This window comes from Campylobacter sp., from assembly GCF_019423325.1.
Classification (GTDB): domain Bacteria; phylum Campylobacterota; class Campylobacteria; order Campylobacterales; family Campylobacteraceae; genus Campylobacter_B.
Window position 1 is genome coordinate 916,694 of sequence record NZ_JAHZBQ010000001.1, and the last position, 17,356, is coordinate 934,049.

Annotated in this window: 13 protein-coding genes and 3 tRNA genes; 4 read left to right on the forward strand and 12 right to left on the reverse strand. The window is 48.5% G+C overall.

Features of this window, described 5'->3' with window-relative positions; genetic code table 11:
• Positions 1–27: 27 nt before the first annotated feature.
• Both QZ367_RS04125 and QZ367_RS04130 read left to right on the forward strand, forming a co-directional pair.
• Positions 28–429, forward strand: a complete 402-nt coding sequence (locus QZ367_RS04125) for a hypothetical protein (protein WP_291937806.1) — start codon at positions 28–30, stop codon at positions 427–429.
• Positions 407–742, forward strand: coding sequence for a DUF3969 family protein (locus tag QZ367_RS04130; protein WP_291937809.1), 336 nt, complete (start codon positions 407–409; stop codon positions 740–742). Before QZ367_RS04125 ends, QZ367_RS04130 begins: the two co-directional genes overlap by 23 nt.
• Positions 743–1,147: 405 nt before the next feature.
• Here QZ367_RS04130 and QZ367_RS04135 read toward each other — a convergent pair.
• The 6 genes from QZ367_RS04135 to QZ367_RS04160 form a co-directional block, all read right to left on the reverse strand.
• Positions 1,148–1,222: transfer RNA gene (locus QZ367_RS04135), tRNA-Met, on the reverse strand.
• A 41-nt stretch (positions 1,223–1,263) separates the two neighbouring features.
• A tRNA-Gln gene (locus QZ367_RS04140) sits at positions 1,264–1,338 on the reverse strand.
• A 288-nt stretch (positions 1,339–1,626) separates the two neighbouring features.
• On the reverse strand, positions 1,627–2,073 hold the full coding sequence (locus QZ367_RS04145; protein WP_291937812.1) for a prepilin-type N-terminal cleavage/methylation domain-containing protein: 447 nt from the start codon (positions 2,071–2,073) through the stop codon (positions 1,627–1,629).
• Positions 2,074–2,350: 277 nt separating this feature from the next.
• Positions 2,351–3,541: a carbon-nitrogen hydrolase gene (locus tag QZ367_RS04150; protein ID WP_291937814.1), complete on the reverse strand. Its 1,191-nt coding sequence runs from the start codon at positions 3,539–3,541 to the stop codon at positions 2,351–2,353.
• Between the two features lie 20 nt (positions 3,542–3,561).
• Positions 3,562–4,554 carry an agmatine deiminase family protein gene (locus tag QZ367_RS04155; protein WP_291937817.1) on the reverse strand — a complete coding sequence of 331 codons (993 nt, stop codon included), beginning with the start codon at positions 4,552–4,554 and terminating at the stop codon, positions 3,562–3,564.
• A 64-nt stretch (positions 4,555–4,618) separates the two neighbouring features.
• A tRNA-Arg gene (locus QZ367_RS04160) sits at positions 4,619–4,695 on the reverse strand.
• Between the two features lie 373 nt (positions 4,696–5,068).
• Here QZ367_RS04160 and QZ367_RS04165 point away from each other — a divergent pair.
• Positions 5,069–5,287, forward strand: coding sequence for a hypothetical protein (locus QZ367_RS04165; RefSeq protein ID WP_291937820.1), 219 nt, complete (start codon positions 5,069–5,071; stop codon positions 5,285–5,287).
• Positions 5,288–5,757: 470 nt separating this feature from the next.
• Positions 5,758–6,015 carry a hypothetical protein gene (locus QZ367_RS04170; RefSeq protein ID WP_291937822.1) on the forward strand — a complete coding sequence of 86 codons (258 nt, stop codon included), beginning with the start codon at positions 5,758–5,760 and terminating at the stop codon, positions 6,013–6,015.
• 1,351 nt (positions 6,016–7,366) lie between these two features.
• On the opposite strand, the gene msrB is transcribed toward QZ367_RS04170, so the two are convergent.
• The 6 genes from msrB to purL all read right to left on the reverse strand — a co-directional run bounded on the left by msrB (position 7,367) and on the right by purL (position 17,309).
• Entirely contained in the window at positions 7,367–8,434 is a 1,068-nt protein-coding gene (gene msrB, locus QZ367_RS04175; protein ID WP_291937825.1) for a peptide-methionine (R)-S-oxide reductase MsrB, read from the reverse strand.
• Between the two features lie 1,615 nt (positions 8,435–10,049).
• Positions 10,050–11,588, reverse strand: a complete 1,539-nt coding sequence (purH, locus tag QZ367_RS04180; RefSeq protein WP_291937828.1) for a bifunctional phosphoribosylaminoimidazolecarboxamide formyltransferase/IMP cyclohydrolase — start codon at positions 11,586–11,588, stop codon at positions 10,050–10,052.
• A 16-nt stretch (positions 11,589–11,604) separates the two neighbouring features.
• The gene (locus QZ367_RS04185) at positions 11,605–12,195 is read right to left on the reverse strand and encodes a hypothetical protein (RefSeq protein ID WP_291937831.1); all 591 of its coding nucleotides are present in this window, start codon (positions 12,193–12,195) and stop codon (positions 11,605–11,607) included.
• A 473-nt stretch (positions 12,196–12,668) separates the two neighbouring features.
• Entirely contained in the window at positions 12,669–13,700 is a 1,032-nt protein-coding gene (locus QZ367_RS04190; protein WP_291937834.1) for a hypothetical protein, read from the reverse strand.
• A gap of 419 nt (positions 13,701–14,119) precedes the next feature.
• Complete coding sequence (locus QZ367_RS04195; RefSeq protein ID WP_291937837.1) at positions 14,120–15,112, reverse strand: molecular chaperone DjiA; 993 nt, start codon at positions 15,110–15,112, stop codon at positions 14,120–14,122.
• A 1-nt stretch (position 15,113) separates the two neighbouring features.
• A complete protein-coding gene (gene purL / locus QZ367_RS04200; protein WP_291937840.1) occupies positions 15,114–17,309 on the reverse strand; it encodes a phosphoribosylformylglycinamidine synthase subunit PurL in 2,196 nt (731 codons plus the stop codon).
• Between the last annotated feature and the right edge of the window lie 47 nt (positions 17,310–17,356).

Genomic DNA, 17,356 nt, shown 5'->3' on the forward strand with positions numbered 1-17,356 from the left:
ATGAAAAATATAAGGATATGGTTATAGATGCGCGAGGACGAAAGGGTAAATACAGCGTTGATGGCTAAAATAGATATTTTATTAAATTTTATAAATTTTACTAAAGATATAAGCGCGATAAAAAGCGACTTGGCAAAGATAGGCTTTAATAGCGAATCGGAGCTTGTAACAATAACTCAAAATACCATTGCAAACATCTTAAATAGAGTCGTCGATAAAGAAATTTCATATGATCTCCTTGGGGAGTGGGCAAATTTAATCGAGTGCCGCGAGGATATAGGATATGAGGATGAAATTTTGCAAGAGATCATATTTGAGCTGGCAAACCCTTGCCTTTATGGGAAGATAGACAAAGAGAAGATTTATATGATTTTAGATAAAATTAAATACGAGTGGAGCGAGACGAATGATATTAGAGAAAAATATTGATATTGTGGGCGAGAGGGCTGTTTTGCTAATAGCGCTGGGCTCATTACGGGCATTAGAACATAAAGCGATTACCATAGATGAAAGCCAAAGAATTTTGTTTTCACCCTATATCTCAACGCATTTGGAAAAAAATAAGGTTAATGAACGCATTATAGATATAATAATCGAATGCTGTGAATTAGAGGATATTTTTGAGCTAATTCCTACAAAATATATGGAAACTTTGCAAATATTGCAGAATAGAATAATAGAAATTTTAAAGCAATACGATGAAGAATCCGGAAAAAGATGGGTAATCATAGATGAAGAATAGTTTTCATGACTTCCGTCTTTGCAGTGAGCGAGCGGATAAATAAAATTTGACTCAAGAAAAGTTAAAAACTTTCAAGGAATTTTAACTTATCTTGAACCTTTAAAATTTTAACGTCACGATAGAAACTCTTTGTAAATTTAATTCCTTCCAATACTTGATAGTGCTATTAACAAGATTAGTGTGCAATATATGTAAATCATAGATTTAGACAAATCGGCAAATTTTACGATTTAAGGAGTTTGATGTATCTTATTTGATGACTTTATGAATTTTAAGCTATTAGTTTAAAAATAAATTTAGTAGATAAAATCCTCTGATTTAGATAAAACACATTTTTCTTATACCGCAATGAATTCAAGAATAAAATTTTGAAGTCACGATGCTGTGATATAAATTTAAAGATATTGGTTGCAGAGGGTGGATTTGAACCACCGACCTTCGGGTTATGAGCCCGACGAGCTACCACTGCTCTACTCTGCGATACAAGAAGTGCGAATAAATTTTGAAATATCATTCGCGAATGGATGGGGTAGGAGGATTCGAACCTCCGAATGATTGGACCAAAACCAATTGCCTTGCCGCTTGGCTATACCCCAGCTTTTAAAAAAAAAGCATTATACATAAATTGCTATTATAAGTCAAGTCCGTAAATAATAAAATATCAATATTTATTTTGCAAAATTATCTATATTTAGATAAAACCGTATGCTGTGCCCCCAAGATAAGTATTAAAATTCTAAAAATCATATAGATTTACAAAAAAAATAGCAAGCAGGCTTAAAAAAATTTATAAATTTGCAGATCAAATAGCAATACTAAATACTGAAATAAAAAAGCCCTAGCCGAAGCTAGGGTAGAATAATAAGATTATTTAAGATAATCTACTATTCGTATTGAACACCTTTACCACCAAATTTATAGGTATTTGTAGTTTTATTTCCAGCTGTGCTTTTAATAGCGGCTTTAACTTGTGATACACCAGGCATTTCCCATACTCTTTTACATAAAGCACCAGTTTCACCTATAGTCATACTAGCCTCGCCTTTAGCATTATCATACTTATTTACAGTTAAGCAAACTTGACTTTTTACTTTAATAGGATTTGGTACATTAGTCATACTTGCAGTCGCCGATGATGCAGTACCAGCAAATTCACCTTGTGAAGTATAGTAAGAGCCTAAGTCAGTTATAAGCGTCTGAATATTTGTAGCTGCCTTAGAAACCTCAGCGTCATCACGAGTAGCTGCAAGTCTTGGAATAGCAACAGCTGCCAAAATACCTAAAATAACGATAACGAAGATCAACTCGATCATAGTAAAACCTTTTTTCATGGTTTACTCCTTAAATAAAATTCATCCCGCATACCTATATGCGAAACTTGGCGGAATTATAGAGAAAAATTTAAAAATTGTCAATAGTTTTTGGCAAATTTTTTACAATTTATTTACAAAGTCCGATTTTGCGGGCATTTTAAAATCAAAATTTTAAGCTCATTTGGTCCATTAATGTATTTCGACGGCGCCTCTGCACATAGATACCATAAAAATAATTTGCTTTCATTATCGCACATCAGGTGATAAGCCATATGTCTATTCGAGATGCAGGATACTACAGCCCGTATCTCTTCGTAAGAATTCCATACTCCTCTACGCGTCTATCTCGCAAAAACGGCCACCAGCGGCGCACGTTTTCGCATCTTTGCATATCGATGGTTACGACTTCGCATAGCTCATCGGTGCTGTTTGCGCGAAACAGCTGTTCGCCCTGCGCGCCGAAAACAAAGCTATTGCCCCAAAACCTAATCCCCTCTTCGCTGGCAAGCCGCTCTACACGCTGTTTACTCGGCAACACCTCTAAAGTTTCGCCGTTAAATTTGATCTCTATCGAAATCTTTAAATTCTCTCGTGCCGCCTCATCCTTTGCTGGTAAAATTTCGCTGCCGATCGCCATTTTGTCGCTACCCGTTAGCGCCCCGTTATTAAAAGATAAAATTCCGCCCTCGCTTAAAATTTTACTATCGTCGCTCGCATCCGCGGAGCGCAAAATTTTATCGCTGGCTGCTCCGCCGTCGCTTATTGCCGAAATTTCATTTCCCCCGGATAAAATTTCATCCGGCGAAGCCTCGCTAAGCGCGGCTTTTTCAAAGCCCACGCGATTTACGGCGATTACGGGCAGGGAGTTTGCCGCCGCATGCCCGCGCTGTACCGCGACCCAGGCCTCTAGCTGACGCGCCTTTTCGTCCTCGTCGTCGCCGTCGAACCACCCGATCGCGGTCGGATATATGAGCAGCTCGGCACCGCGTAGCGCCATCGCGCGCGCCGCCTCGGGATACCACTGATCCCAGCACACGAGCACGCCGAGCCGTCCCACGCTCGTATCTATGGGCTCAAAGCCCAGATCGCCCGGCGTGAAATAAAATTTTTCGTAAAACTGCGGATCGTCGGGGATATGCATCTTGCGATACCGCCCCGCGATAGAGCCGTCGCGCTCGAAGACCACGGCGGTGTTGTGATACAGCCCCGCGGCGCGGCGCTCAAAAAGCGAGCTTACCAGCACCACGCCAAATCTCTTCGCCACCTCGCTCCACAGCCGCAAATCACGCTCGAAATCCTGTGCATAGTCGAAATTTTCGGTATTTTCGCGCTGGCAAAAATAATGCGTCTGATGAAGCTCTTGCAAAACGATTAATTGCGCGCCATTCGCCGCTGCACGCGCGATGAGCTCGATACTACGCGCTATCGTGCGCGCCTTGGTGCCTTCAAATTTATGCGAAATCAGTCCAACTTTTAGAATTTTCATATTTTCCCTTCGATCTAAATTTAAAGTTTAAATTTATTCATGCACGAGCAATGCAGCGAGCCGTTTTGGCGAATGAAAACGCGCGCATTTACTCCCACTACTTCGCGATCCGCGCACGTCGCTCGCAGACGCGACAGCGCCAGCTCGTCCGCGGCGCGGTTTGGATCGTGCGGATCTGCGGGGTCTGCGTAGGTAGGCACGATGAGCGCGCCGTTTAAAAAGACGAAATTTGCGTAAGTCGCGGGCAGCCTGCGCCCCTGATAAAAGATCGCGCGCGGGATCGGCAGCTCGATCACGTCGTATTCGAGCGATGAAATTTCATCCTTCATCGCGCCAAGCTCCGCGTAGTGCAGATCGCTCGGATCATCGCACGACGAAATAGCCACGATGTGCGGGCTTAGAAAGCGTGCGAGAGTATCGACGTGGCTGTCGGTATCGTCGCCTTTTATGAAGCCGCGCTCTAGCCAGATTATCTTTTTTAGGCCAAAAATTTCACGCAGCCGCGCGTCCAGTTCGGTCTTGCTTAGGGAGTTGCGATTTTCGTTCAGCAAACACGCGCTAGTAGTTAGCATCGTGCCCGCGCCGTCAAAATCGACGCTGCCGCCTTCTAAGATCAGATCTACGTCTCGCAGCGGGCGGGCGTTCGCGGCGTAAAGCTTAGAATTTAACGCATCGTCCTTGGCGCTTGCAAATTTGCCGCCCCAGGCGTTGAAACGAAAATTTAGCCCCGTAATTTTGCCGCCCTCCTCCACATCGATCGCGCCGTAATCGCGGATCCACGTATCGTCGGTGTCGATTTGCGCGAAGCTGATGTTTGCTAAGCCGCCGCAAATTTGCTCAAAATCCTCGCGGCTAGGCGCGATCGCAACGACAGGCTCAAACCTCGCTGCAGCGGCGATAAAGTCGCGATAAGCCGCCCGTATCTCGCCCAAATACGGCGCCCAGTCGGTACCTGCATGCGGCAAAGACGCCAAAAGCGCCTCTTGCTCCTCCCATTCGGCGAATGCTCTCATTTTTGCTCCAAGATTAAAATTTCACAGATTATAGCGAAGCTCGGTTTAAAAAGATATTTGTGGATGGTGCGCCCGGAGGAATTCGAATCCCCGACCTTTTGAACCGCAATCAAATGCTCTATCCAGCTGAGCTACGAGCGCACGAAATAAAAGAAACGGGATTATAGCGTTTTTAGCTTAAATTTAGCCAAAAGGCGGTTTAAATTTCGACATGCGATAAATTTTAGCTTCGCATTTTTGTGTTTGCCAGATCGCGACGCCTAGTTTTTTGTTTAAATTCCAACGTGCAAGAATTTTAGCCTACTCAAATTTACCTTGTATCGCGCCAAAATTTAACTAAGGATTCTGCTCGCATCTTAGAATTTAAAATTTAGCTTACTTAAAATTCCGCAAGTCAAATTTAAAATATCCTAAAAATTTTAGAACTTCGCAGCCCGAATCCTATGCAAAATAAATAAAATTTATCGCTTTTTAGGTATCATAAGCGAATAATGAAATAAATGAAGGAGGGAAAATGAAAAAGGTCTTTTTAGCATTTGCGCTGTGGCTCGGTTTTAGTGGGGCTGCTTTTGCGATGCAAGATACGGAGCCGAGCGAGGCGCAAGGACAAAATTCTACGGAAGTTAAAATTTTAAGCGACGAGTTTTTTAAGCTGTCCGCAAGAGAATACGCGAATGCAGTCGGTCGCTGCCTACCTTCCCATATCTATGACTATTGCGATAAAATTTATTAATTAGAAATTTCACGACTTATAAAGGAGTGCGGTTTCGGCGATGGAAAATATAGCGCTTGTCAAAATTTATTAAATATTGCGGATAGGAGTTGCTTTGAAAAGGATCAAATTGAAAATTCCTTGGCGTGCGGTTTATCCAGTGAAATTCTATTTAGAACAAATAGGCCGTCAATTGGATTAAAACGATTAATAAGAGCTTGCGAAGTAGGCAAAATAGAAGATTTTTGCTTACTTTGTGCAGGAGCTCATTTTTACTATGATTTAGACATAGAAGAGGTGATAAAATATATGACGATGACGCGAGATTTGGCGCACGATAAAGAACATTTCAATAAAATCATCAAAAAATTGCAAGATTGCAAAGCCGACAAAGAGTGCAATCCCGCGAAATTAGAATTTCAATAGGCAAACGGCGAGAGCAAATACGGCGGGCTAAATTTCTAAATTTAAATAGCAAAGGAAAGATCGCTATGGCGGATAGGCTGATCGACATCGGGCTCATTTTGTTTTTCGGCGGCTTTGGCTTTGTATGCTATATAAACGGCGTATGCGGGATCGGCAAAGACTATATGCAGCGCAATAAAATAGACTTCGTGCGCTGGATGTTTAGTCCGAGGCACATCTTGCGCTCCAACACGCCGTTTGATTCGAACGAGCCGCTAGAATTAAAATTTAAAGAACCCAAAAGCAAGACAATTTTTTCGAGCTCATCATACATTATGCGATAATCGCGCCATTTTTAGTGATCTATGCGGGAGTTTTTCTATTTTGCGCGGGGGTGCGTCGTCAAAATTTTATCCTAAATTTAAAATTTGCGACGCGGATGCAGAGCGGGCATTGCATAGACGCCGTTTTCGTTGCAGAATTTCAAATTTTACGCCGCATCTCTTGCTAAGCACGCTACGCTTATTATATTTTAAGAGATAAAATTTCAAAATTTTATCGCCGAATCCACGGCTTGTGGAATTTATGCCGTATTTTCTGTTTCTTGGGGCGGGAAGGGGGCCCCAATTGCGAGGTCGCTCCCCTTCCCGCCCCAAACCCCACCCAACCTCCGACGACGCTAGCGGGGCGGACTGCGTCCGCGCATTTTTATTTAGCGGCTCGCGCCGCATGAAATTCCGTATCGATAAATTTTTAAAATTCCACTACCGCTAAATTTTTATCATATTTGGAATTTTAAAATTCCATCCGTAGCCGCCAAGCCAATTTATCCGCCGATAAATCGTCAAACCGCCGACCGACCGCAAAACCGACACGGCTTGCGGCGATGAAATTTAAGCAATGCGAGCTCAAATTCCATCCACGGCACGGCTTCTCCGTGGCGCGTTCATTCTGGCAGCGGTGCGACCGCAGCCGCACTCTATTAAATTCTATTCGGAGCCGCCGAACCGCCCTCGCCTCGTTTAAATTCTATCGCACAAATTTTGCCGAGCGCTAAGGCGGAGGATGAACCGCCCCCGCTTTGTTTAAATTCCGCTGCACCGACCGATCGCCGACCAACCCCGGGATCGGTTACGAGCTCATTACAGGACCGATCGGCAGCAAGCCGGCCACAAACCAGCAGCCCGCCGAAGCAAACGATCTAGCAAAATCGAAAAGATCGGTCGCAAACAAACCTGTCGTTAAATCAAGGGATCGTCGAAGCGCTAAATCGGTCGTCGGTCCGGTTTCAAAACCGCTTGGTCCACCACAATGAGCGGGCCCGACTAACGAACCGAGGGAACCGAGCCGCAAATCCCCAACTGATTGCAATCCGAGCGGACTGATCCGCAAATAAGCAGACGGGCTAACGAGCTAGACGATCTAGCCGCAAATTGCCGACTAATTGCGAACCGAGCCGTTAATCGCTCGGTCACAGACCCGCTTCCAAGCCGCCCTGCCGCAGGTTAATTCTGAACCTACCCAAGCCGTAAGCATAACTCGAAGCCGTCCGATCCGGTCGTAAGCCGATCTCAAAGCCACCCGGCAAGCGGGCTAGCCTCAAAATCGCCCAAGCCGCAAGCCAGTCCCGAAACTGCTTGGTTGCAAGCTAAACTAGAAGCCGCCCAATAAGCAGGCCAATCCCGAAACCGCCGCTTACTCTACGTAAATTTTATACTCGCCGTAGCCGCGCGCGTCCATCTCCTCAAGCGGTATAAATTCCAAACTCGCGCCGTTGATGCAGTATCTCATACCGCCTTTATTCCTCGGTCCGTCCTCAAAGACGTGTCCTAAATGGCTGCCTCCTACGCGGCTAGAGACCTCGACGCGTTGCATACCGTGGCTGTCGTCTCGCGCATAGGCGATCGCATCGGTCGTTATCGGCTTTGAAAAGCTCGGCCAGCCGGTGCCGGAGTTGTATTTATCGGTAGAGGAAAAGAGCGGTTCTTTCGACACGATGTCGACGTAGATGCCCTTTTTATAATTCTTGTCGTATTCGCTAGAAAACGGCTGCTCGGTCGCCTTTTCCTGCGTGACTTGATACTGAAGCTCGGTCAAATTTTTCTTCAGCTCCTCCTTACTTTGCACTTTAAATTTTTCATCGTCCTCAAGCGGCTTTTTAGCAAGGCGCAGATCGATGTGGCAATATCCGCCAGGGTTTTTGTCTAGATAGTCTTGGTGGTAATCCTCCGCCTTAACGTAGTTTTTAAGCGGCATAACCTCGACCGCTATCTTTTCATCATATTTGCTCTGCTTAAAGGCTACGAATTTACGCGCCGTCTCGCCGCTCGCCTCGTCGGTGTAGTAGATGCCCGTGCGATACTGGCGACCGCGGTCGCCCCCCTGCTTGTCGATCGAGAACGGATCGATGATGCGGAAATAATGCGCCAAAATTTCAGGCTCGCTGATGACATTGGCGTCGTATTTTAAGTGTAGCGTCTCGGCATGATCGCTGCTATGTAAGCCCTCGTAGCTTGCTTTATCGCTCTTGCCGTTGGCGTAGCCCACCTGCGTAGCGACTACGCCGTCAAGCTGCTTGAAATACGCCTCCATACCCCAAAAGCAGCCGCCTGCCAGATAAATTTCTTTTACGTTTGCGTTCACGCCGCCTCCTTTAACTTTAAAATTTGCGTCCGCCGCGCTGCTGCCGTCTGCGGCATTTAGCGCGACTAAATAACCCATCGCCAAGGCAAAGAGGCAGATTAAAACTTTAGAAATTTTCATATTTGATCCTTTCGTTTTAAATTTTGCGCAATTTTACAATCTCTAAATGAAGCGAGAGTGAAAGAGAGAAATTTTATCGCTTACGGCGGATCGCTACCCAAATTTTATCGCCGCAGGATCGGAGCTTTCGGCTCGTCGTCGCCGCAGAATTAGAATTTTATCGCTGCGGCGGCGCAAGATCAAAATTTTATCTTATCCTCGCAGCGCGCTGCAGCATCGGAATTTTACCTCCTCGCAAGCGGTTAAAATTCTATGCTATAACGAGGGCTGAAATTTTACCGCCGCCGCCAAGATTAAAATTTTACCGCTTCAGCGAGGGGGGGCGGATTTCGCTAGCGCGGCGAGCGGTTGGATTTGATCGCCGCGGCAAGAATTAAAATTTTACTACCGCTATAGGGTTAGAATTTCATCGCCCTCACGCTATGATGAAATTTGTCCCTTTTACGAGCGAGACCCTTGCGCCGTCCATTCGCCTGCGCTACGGCTCGTATGAAATTTATCCATTCGCGCGGCTTACGTGGGGATTTTAGAGATTTTGATACGCCCTATTGCGGCGCGAAATTTTATTGTCGCGCCTCGCGGCTAGATTTTGTTACCGTCACGATAATTAAAATTTTACCGCCGCGCAAACGTAATCTGAGCCTGATTTAGCGCCTTTGCGAGTTTTACGACGCGGCCGAATTCTACCGCGCGCCGTTTTGCGAGGGCACGAACTGCTCGCGGGACGGAAGCTTTGCACTGCGCCCGCTACTCTACTACGCGATTAAATTTTATCTACGCACCGCTGCGATCGCGGCACGGCACTTATCCACCGCGCGGCTAAATTTTCTACACGCCGCTTAGGTTGCGGCACGGCGTCCATCCGCTTGCCGCGCGATTAAAATTTATCTATAAGGCGCATCGATCGCGACGATACGCCTTATTAAATTTACTCTGACGCCGTATCTACCGCAAAGAGGCGTCAAAATTTCGACGTAAAATGGACACGAAGCCGAAAAGCTGCTATTACGACACGGCTTTAGCATTCAAATTTCGACGCAAAATGGGTACCGCGAGATAAAATTTACGCCGTTGTGCGGCGACGAGGCGCGAACCCATCCGCTGCGTGCGCGATTAAATTTAAAATTTACGCGCCGCACCGATACGTAGCGCCATATCGCGTAGCTAAACCCGCGCCGCGCAGTAATATAACTAAGCGCGAACAGTCGGATTCGCACTGCCTCAGCTACGTAGCGGAGCGCAGCCATTTACATCGTGCACGGCTTCGTAGCTGAGATAGTAGGACCTGCGCCGTGCAGTCGCTGTAGTGAAGCGCAAGCAGCCGGGTCTGCGCCGCGTTGGCGCGCAACAAAGCACCGTGCATTAGATCCGCACCGCGCCCGCTACAAAACGATATGCCGCACAGCTAAATCGTCGCCGCACAACCGTATGGCAAAGCGCAAGTAGTCCGATTGGCATCACGCTCGCCGCGTATCGGAGCGCAACCGGGGTCCGCGCCGCGGCCGATACACAGCGAGCAACGAGATCCGCTCCGGCGCGGTTTTCAAGATTTGCAACGGCATAAAAAGTTGCGAAGCTATCGAACAAGATCCGCTCCGACGCAGGCGAGCAAAATTTAGTGCAAAAAGTGGCGCACTCCCGTAAAATACATCGCCATGCCGAACTCATCGGCGCTTGCGATCACCTCATCGTCGCGGATGCTGCCGCCTGGCTGCACCACCGCCGCAACGCCCGCGGCATGGGCGATCTCGATGCTGTCTTTAAACGGGAAAAATGCCTCGCTGGCAAGCGCGCAACCGCTCAGATCGACGCCCACGTCGCGAGCCTTGGCCACTGCTGCACGTGCGGCGTCCACGCGGCTCGTCATACCCATGCCGATCGCGACCATCGCGCGATTTTTGACGTAAACTACGCAGTTGCTCTTCGTAAGTGCGGCAATCTGCCACGCGATTTTTAGATCATCAAGCTCGCTCTCGCTAGCCGCGCGCCCCGTGACGCAGCGGGCATTTGCGACCTCGCCCGCGCCCACGTAGTCGCGCTGCTGATACACAAAGCCGCCGTCAATGAATTTAAAATCATACTTGTCGTTTTCGCGAATTAAAAACTCCCCGCCCTGCTCGAAAATTTTAATGCGCTTTTTCTTTTCAAATACCGCAAGTGCCGTGGGCGTAACGCGGGCGGCAAGGATAACTTCGACAAAAATTTCATTAATTTTATGCGCTAGTTCCTCGTCCAAAACGCCGTTTATCGCCACGACGCCGCCGTATGCGCTTACGGGATCGCATTTTAGCGCCTCTACGTAGCTTTCAAGCAGGCTTCCCTTTACGGCGAAACCGCATGGATTGGCGTGCTTGCAGATCGCTACCGCGGGCGCCTCCCCGAAGCTGCTAGCGAGCATCAGCGCGCCGTGCATATCGGTCATATTGTTAAAGCTCGCCTCGCCCTTTAGGCTCTTAAAGTGCTTGCTAAAAAAGTCCTCGAACTCGTACAGCGCGCCCTTTTGGTGCGGATTTTCGCCGTAGCGAGTATCGAATACCTTGCTGCCCGTGATAAATTTTTTCGCGCCGAAGCCTCCGTTAAAGCGCTCGTTCATATAGTTTGCGATCATCGCGTCGTAGGCTGCGGTGTGCTCATAAGCTTTAATCATCAAATTTTGCCTAAATTTCAGCTTCTCGCTCTCGTCCGCGCTGTTTAAATTTTGCAAAACCGCGTCGTAATCAAGCGGACTCGTGACGACATAGACGCTCGCAAAATTCTTAGCCGCGCTTCGAACCATCGCAGGCCCGCCGATGTCGATGTTTTCGATAATCTCGGAAAAATCGTCGGTGCGAGCTACGGTCGCTTTAAAAGGATATAGATTTACGCACACGAGATCGATGCCGCCGATGTCGTGCTGCGCAGCTTGACTTGCGTGATTTACGTCGTTTCGCTTATACAAAATTCCGCCGTGGATCTTTGGATGCAGGGTCTTAACCCGCCCCTCAAACATCTCGGGCGAACCCGTGTATTGGCTCACTTCCGCTGCTTTCACGCCATTTTGCAAAAGCAGTTTATGCGTGCCACCCGTGCTTAAAATTTCAAATCCGAGCTTCTGTAGCCCGCGAGCAAACTCTACGACGCCCTCTTTATCGCTGACGCTGATTAACGCTCTCATCTTTTCTCCTTTTAATTTATTCGCATAATTTTTTAAAAATCAGCTCGCGCATGTCGTTTGCATTAAGCTGAAAATACAAAATCGCCTCACGGCGAGCCTTTTGATACTCGCGCCTTGCTTTTTCATCTGCTGCGCCGAGCTTTGCGCCTTTAAATTTCGCCATACGCGCCGAACTCAGCTCTTTTAGCCTCTCGCCGCCCGGAGAGATACCGCCGCTATAATTAAACCACTCTTTGCTTTGAAAAATATTAAATAAAATTTGAAAATCTACGAAATTTCCCTTATTATACTCGGCGCAGACCCCCTTTTTGTGGCTTGCGGTGTAGATCGCGCCGTATCTGCGCTCGAAAAAATATAGTTTTATGAGCTTTGCATTTTTGTCTAAATTTGCGCCGCTACCGCCTAAAATCGCAAGCCTCGCATCTCCGCGCGTTTCGTAAGGGCCTAAAATCGCGCCGTTTTCGTAGAGATTTCCGCCGTAAAAAGCGTATTTCGTATCTCCAAGCTCGTTTGAAAGAACGTAGGTTTTATCGGTTGTGGGCGAGTTTTTGCCCGCGCAGCCGAGCAGCGACAGAGCCAAAAACAGAGACGAGATAAAAAATTTCATCGCAAAAATCCTTTAAATTTTAAAATTTTGCCGAATTTATGAAGCGGAATCGGCAAAGCGGAATTTGCTAAATTTACCGCGCGCAAATTTTAAATTTACTTTTCAAATGCCGCCGCGTTGCCCGCGCGGACGTAAATTTTAAAATTTTGCGCCGCTTACAAAGACTAAATTTAAAAGCCGCAACGCAAAATGTAAATTTAAACCGCAGCGTAAATTTAGCCGAAAAAATCGGCGCGAATCGGCTAAATTTAAAATTTCACGGCGCAGCTTTTATCGCCAAGCTAGGTTGGCGCTTGCTTTTGCCGCTTTTTAAAATTTTAAATTTACCTGCACATCCTATTTTCCAGCTCGTCCATAAGCGCGGCTATGTCATCATCAATCGCACCTTACCGCTGCTGCTCGTTTAAATTTTATGCGCCGCTTTAAATTTTACAAGCCGTAAATTTAAAGCGGCACAAGACCCAAAAACCGCACTAAATATAATAGATGCTGTTTTTGATATTTTTGCCGTCGAGTTCGTTTTTGCGCCACGAGCTCTCGTCGTTTAGCACGATCCAGCGCTTCTCCTCCTCGCGGTAAAACCAATCCTTGTCGATCTGATAGTAGATCTGACATCCCGAAATTTCGATGATATTGGCGATGTTATTGTCGTGGTAGTTGTTCTCGTCGAAGTCGGTGAAAGTGCGCTGCCCCATCTCGGCGTAGAGCTCGTTTAAAATTTGAAGCATCTCGCTTAGGCGCGTATCCATCTTCTCGACCTGAAGCCCAAGCTCGTTAGCCTCTCTGAATAAGATCGGATAGTCGTGCGACGGATAGCCGCTGTTTAGCTTGTCGCTGATAAAGGCGATCTTTTGCTCATCTTCGAAGTGGTAGCGCAGAATTTCGCGGCAAATTTTAAGCGACAGGCTGCTTGCGCGATCGACGGCGCCGAAAACGAGCGGATGGATATATTTGTAAAGCTCCTTGTACGGGTTCTCGTCGTTCGGGCGCTCGTTATTTTTCCAAAGCTTCACCACGCGGCTTAGCTCGTCCATCGAAACGTTGGCTTGGTCGTTGGTGTTCGTAACCGGCGAAAGCTCGTGGCGTAGCGAAGTATCGACCGACGTTAGGTATCCTAGCGGCCCCATTAAAATTTTATTCGCTCCAAGCGCCATCATCGTAGCCGCCGAAGCGCAGTTTGCCGGCACCAGCGCGATCAGCTCGTCGCAGTGGTTACGCAGGATCGAGACGATCTTAAGCGATGCGATGCCGCTGCCGCCGTCAGATTTGATGTAAAGATAGAGCTTTTCGAAATGCTTGCCCTTGAGGTGGTCGTTGATACTGATCGCGTCGTTACCGCAGACGCTGCCCGCGCCCGAATTGAAGTAGGTAAGCAGCGGTGCGCCCAGATATTTCTCGATATTGGTGATCACCTCTTGCGTTTGCTTCATCAAGATCGGCGGTTGCTTCGCCGCCTTTTTAGCGCCCTGCTTCTGCGGCTCCTCGTCTTTGGATAAAAATCCCATGTTTTTCCTTTCGTGTTGGTTTGGTTTTAAAATTTTATTTCATAAATAACAATCAGCCTTAACGCTATCGCATATTAAAATTTCAACATTCGCGCATACTACTTGCCGCCTTTATCTTGCGCTTAAAATTCTCGCGCCGCATGTTGACTGCCTGCGCGATGCGCAACAGGGCTGCATTAAGCGCCCTGCAGGTCTTACGAGCTTGGAATTTTAAATTTAGATGCGAATTTAACTGTGCCGCATACTTTGAAATTTCGCCGCCGCGCTGCAGCCAATCTCTCGCGACCTGAAATTTTCGCACGCCACGTATCTTAAGATATCATGCCCAAATTCTTTTGCCGCACCTTATCGCCGTATCGCAAGCCCTACCTTAAAATTTCAAGGCGTTTTGCGCCCTCAAATTTTAAAATTTGCTCGCCCTACTTCTCGCCGAAGCGCTCCTTTAAAATTTTATACGCCTCGTTGATCTCCTGAAGCTTCTTTGTACCCTCCTGGATGATCTCCTCGTCCGCGCCCTTGCCCATCAGGATGTCGGGGTGATATTTTTTCACGAGCTCGCGATATTTTTTCTTGATCTCGCTAAACGTAGCGTCCTTGGAGAGCCCCAAAATTTCATACGGATCTCTTTTGCTTTTGGCCGATCCGTAGCCTTGCGAGCCACCCGAATAGCCGCTACCATACCCACCAGAATATCCGCCGCCGTATGAACCGCCCGAACTTTGCGAGCCTCCGTAGCCCGAACCGGCCGAGCCGCCATAGCCGTAGCCGGTACCGCCGCCATAACTGCTGCTGCCGTAGCCACCCGTGCTTCTGCCGCCGTATTTGTCCCAATAGCCGCCGCTTCTTGTGCTATAGCCGTCGTATTCGTCGTAAGCCGTATCGCTTTGCGCGCCGCCATTTTCGTAATAGGTGCCGTAAAAGCTGCGCTCAAAGGTCGCAAACATCTGGCTTTGGATATGCTCGGGCAAGCCCAATCCGTCGCAAATCTGCGAGATCGTGCGCCGCTCTGCTGCGCTAAAACCGCGATCGACATAGGCTAAATTTAAAAAGAAATAGATTAGCCCAGTTTTGCGACTCGGGCTCGGGCGGTAGGTTTGGTTATATTTCTCGGCGAGCTCGCGCACGTTTGCAAGGTTTTCTTTCTCGAGCTTATAAACGAGCTTCAGCGCCTCGCGTTCGCGCTCGCCGGCGCCCATTTGGCGCACCAAATCGTCCAAAATTTCGCTTATCATCGCGGCTTCGGACTCGCTTACGTGTCCGTCGCTTTTGGCGACCTTAGCTAGAAGCGCTACTAAAATTTTAGCCTCCCCTAGCTGCATTTGCGCCTTGCCGCGATAGCCCGAGTTGCCGAGAGCCCCGCCGATCTGCGCGAAAATATACAGCGCGATTAAAATAAATATGACGCTAAGCACGCTAGTCTTCGCTCTTTATGATCTTAGCAAACTCGCCAAAGTAAATTTCTTTTAGCGCTTTTAGATTTTTAGAGACGGAATTTATGCGAAATGTTTCGCCGCCGCTGATGCCTAGTCGCATCAAGCTTAGCCCGTATTTTGCGGCGAGCTCCTTAAATTTCGCCTCGTCGCGCACGCCGAAAATCGCGCGCGAAAAGCTCTCGTCGAAAATATCTCTGCTATCGTCGCAGCTCATCTCAAACTCGCCGCCTACGCCGCCTACGCACGCCATCTTCGCAAGTGTAATCGCCACGCCGCCGATTCCTACAGAGTTTGCAAATTCCAAAACTCCGCTCCTGCCCGCCTCGATCGCGAAGTCCCACAGAGCGCGCTCGGCTTTTAAATTTAGCTCCGGCAGGCTGCCTGCGACGCGGTTTTCCACCGCTTTCATATAAAGCGAGCCCGCAAAAACGCCCTTCGTATCGCCTACCAGATAGACGCTCACGCCGCTAGCGCAAAAATCGCTAGGGATGATCTCGCCCTCGTTTGTGCCCACGCACACGATCGCGGGAGTAGGCTGTATGCTAACGCCGCCCGTTTCGTTATAAAGGCTTACGTTGCCGCTGATGACCGGAGTATTTAGCGCGGCGCAAGCCTGCTTGATCCCCTCGCAGCCGTGCGCGAACTGCCACATAACCTCTGGATTTTGCGGATTACCGTAGTTTAGGCAATCGGTGATGGCTAGAGGCGTCGCGCCGCTCATCGCGACCTTTCGCCCCGCCGACGCTACCGCGAGCGCCGCGCCTATGCGAGGATGGACGTAATTCATCCGCGTGTTGCAGTCCGCAGCCATCGCGAGTTTTACGCCGTTTTGCTTAACGCGCATCATCGCAGCGCCCAGCATGCCGGGACGCTTGGCAGAATTTAGCCCTACGTTGGCGTCGTATTGATCGTAGATGTAGGATTTATTTAGCACTTCGGGGTCCTCAAAAATTTTATCAAACGCCGCGTCCAGCTCGCGCTCGCTTGCGCCGCAGCCGCATAAATTTTGCCCCGCGATCTGCGCCATATATGCAGGCTCTTTTATCGGGCGATCCAGCACGGGAGCCGCCTCGCTAAGCGGCTCGATCGGAATGACGCCCGCTAGCTCGCCGTGCCAAAAAAGCTCCATCTTGCCGCTATCCGTCACCTCGCCGATGACGGCGGCGTCAAGATCCCATTTGGCAAAAATTTCTTTGATTTTCTCCTCGCAGCCCTTTTTAGCGCAGATCAGCATGCGCTCTTGGCTCTCGCTTAGCATCAGCTCATACGGGCTCATCCCCTCCTCGCGCATCGGTACGCGATCCAAATTTAACCGCATGCCGCTGCCGCTGCGCCCCGCCATCTCAAAGCTGCTTGAAGTAAGCCCCGCAGCACCCATATCCTGGATGCCCACGACATAGTCGGTTTTAAAAAGCTCCAAGCACGCCTCCATCAGCAGCTTTTCTGCGAACGGATCGCCCACCTGCACGGTCGGACGTAGGGATTTGTTTGCGTCATTAAAGCTATCGCTCGCCATAACGGCTCCTCCAAGCCCGTCGCGACCCGTCTTAGAGCCCACGTAGATCACGCTATTGCCCACGCCTTCGGCCCTGCCGTAGAAAATTTCATCCTTTTTAACGATACCAAGAGCAAAGGCATTAACCAAAATGTTGCCGTCAAAGCTCTTATCAAAGCTCGTCTCGCCACCGATCGTAGGGATCCCCATGCAGTTGCCGTAGTGAGCGATACCGGCGACCGCGCCTTTTAGCAGATAGCGCTGCTTCCTGGCATTCTCGCTTCTTCCTCGCACCTCGCCAAAGCGAAGCGAGTTCATATTGGCTTCGACGCGCGCGCCCATCGTAAAGATATCGCGCAGTATCCCGCCCACGCCGGTCGCAGCGCCCTGAAACGGCTCGATGAAGCTAGGGTGGTTGTGGCTTTCCATCTTAAAAACCGCAGCCATGCCGCCGCCGATGTCGATGACGCCTGCGTTTTCGCCCGGGCCTTGGATGACCCAAGGCGCTTTGGTCGGAAAGCCGTTTAAGTATTTTTTGCTCGATTTGTAGCTGCAGTGCTCGCTCCACATCGCGCTAAAAATCCCAAGCTCGAGCAGATTCGGCTCGCGACCTAAAATTTTTAAAATTTTTTCATATTCTTCGTCTGAAATTTTATGTGCCACTACTACTTTTTTATCCATTTTTTCGCCCTTTTCGCCGTTAAATTTAAGCCGCAATGATAGCTAAA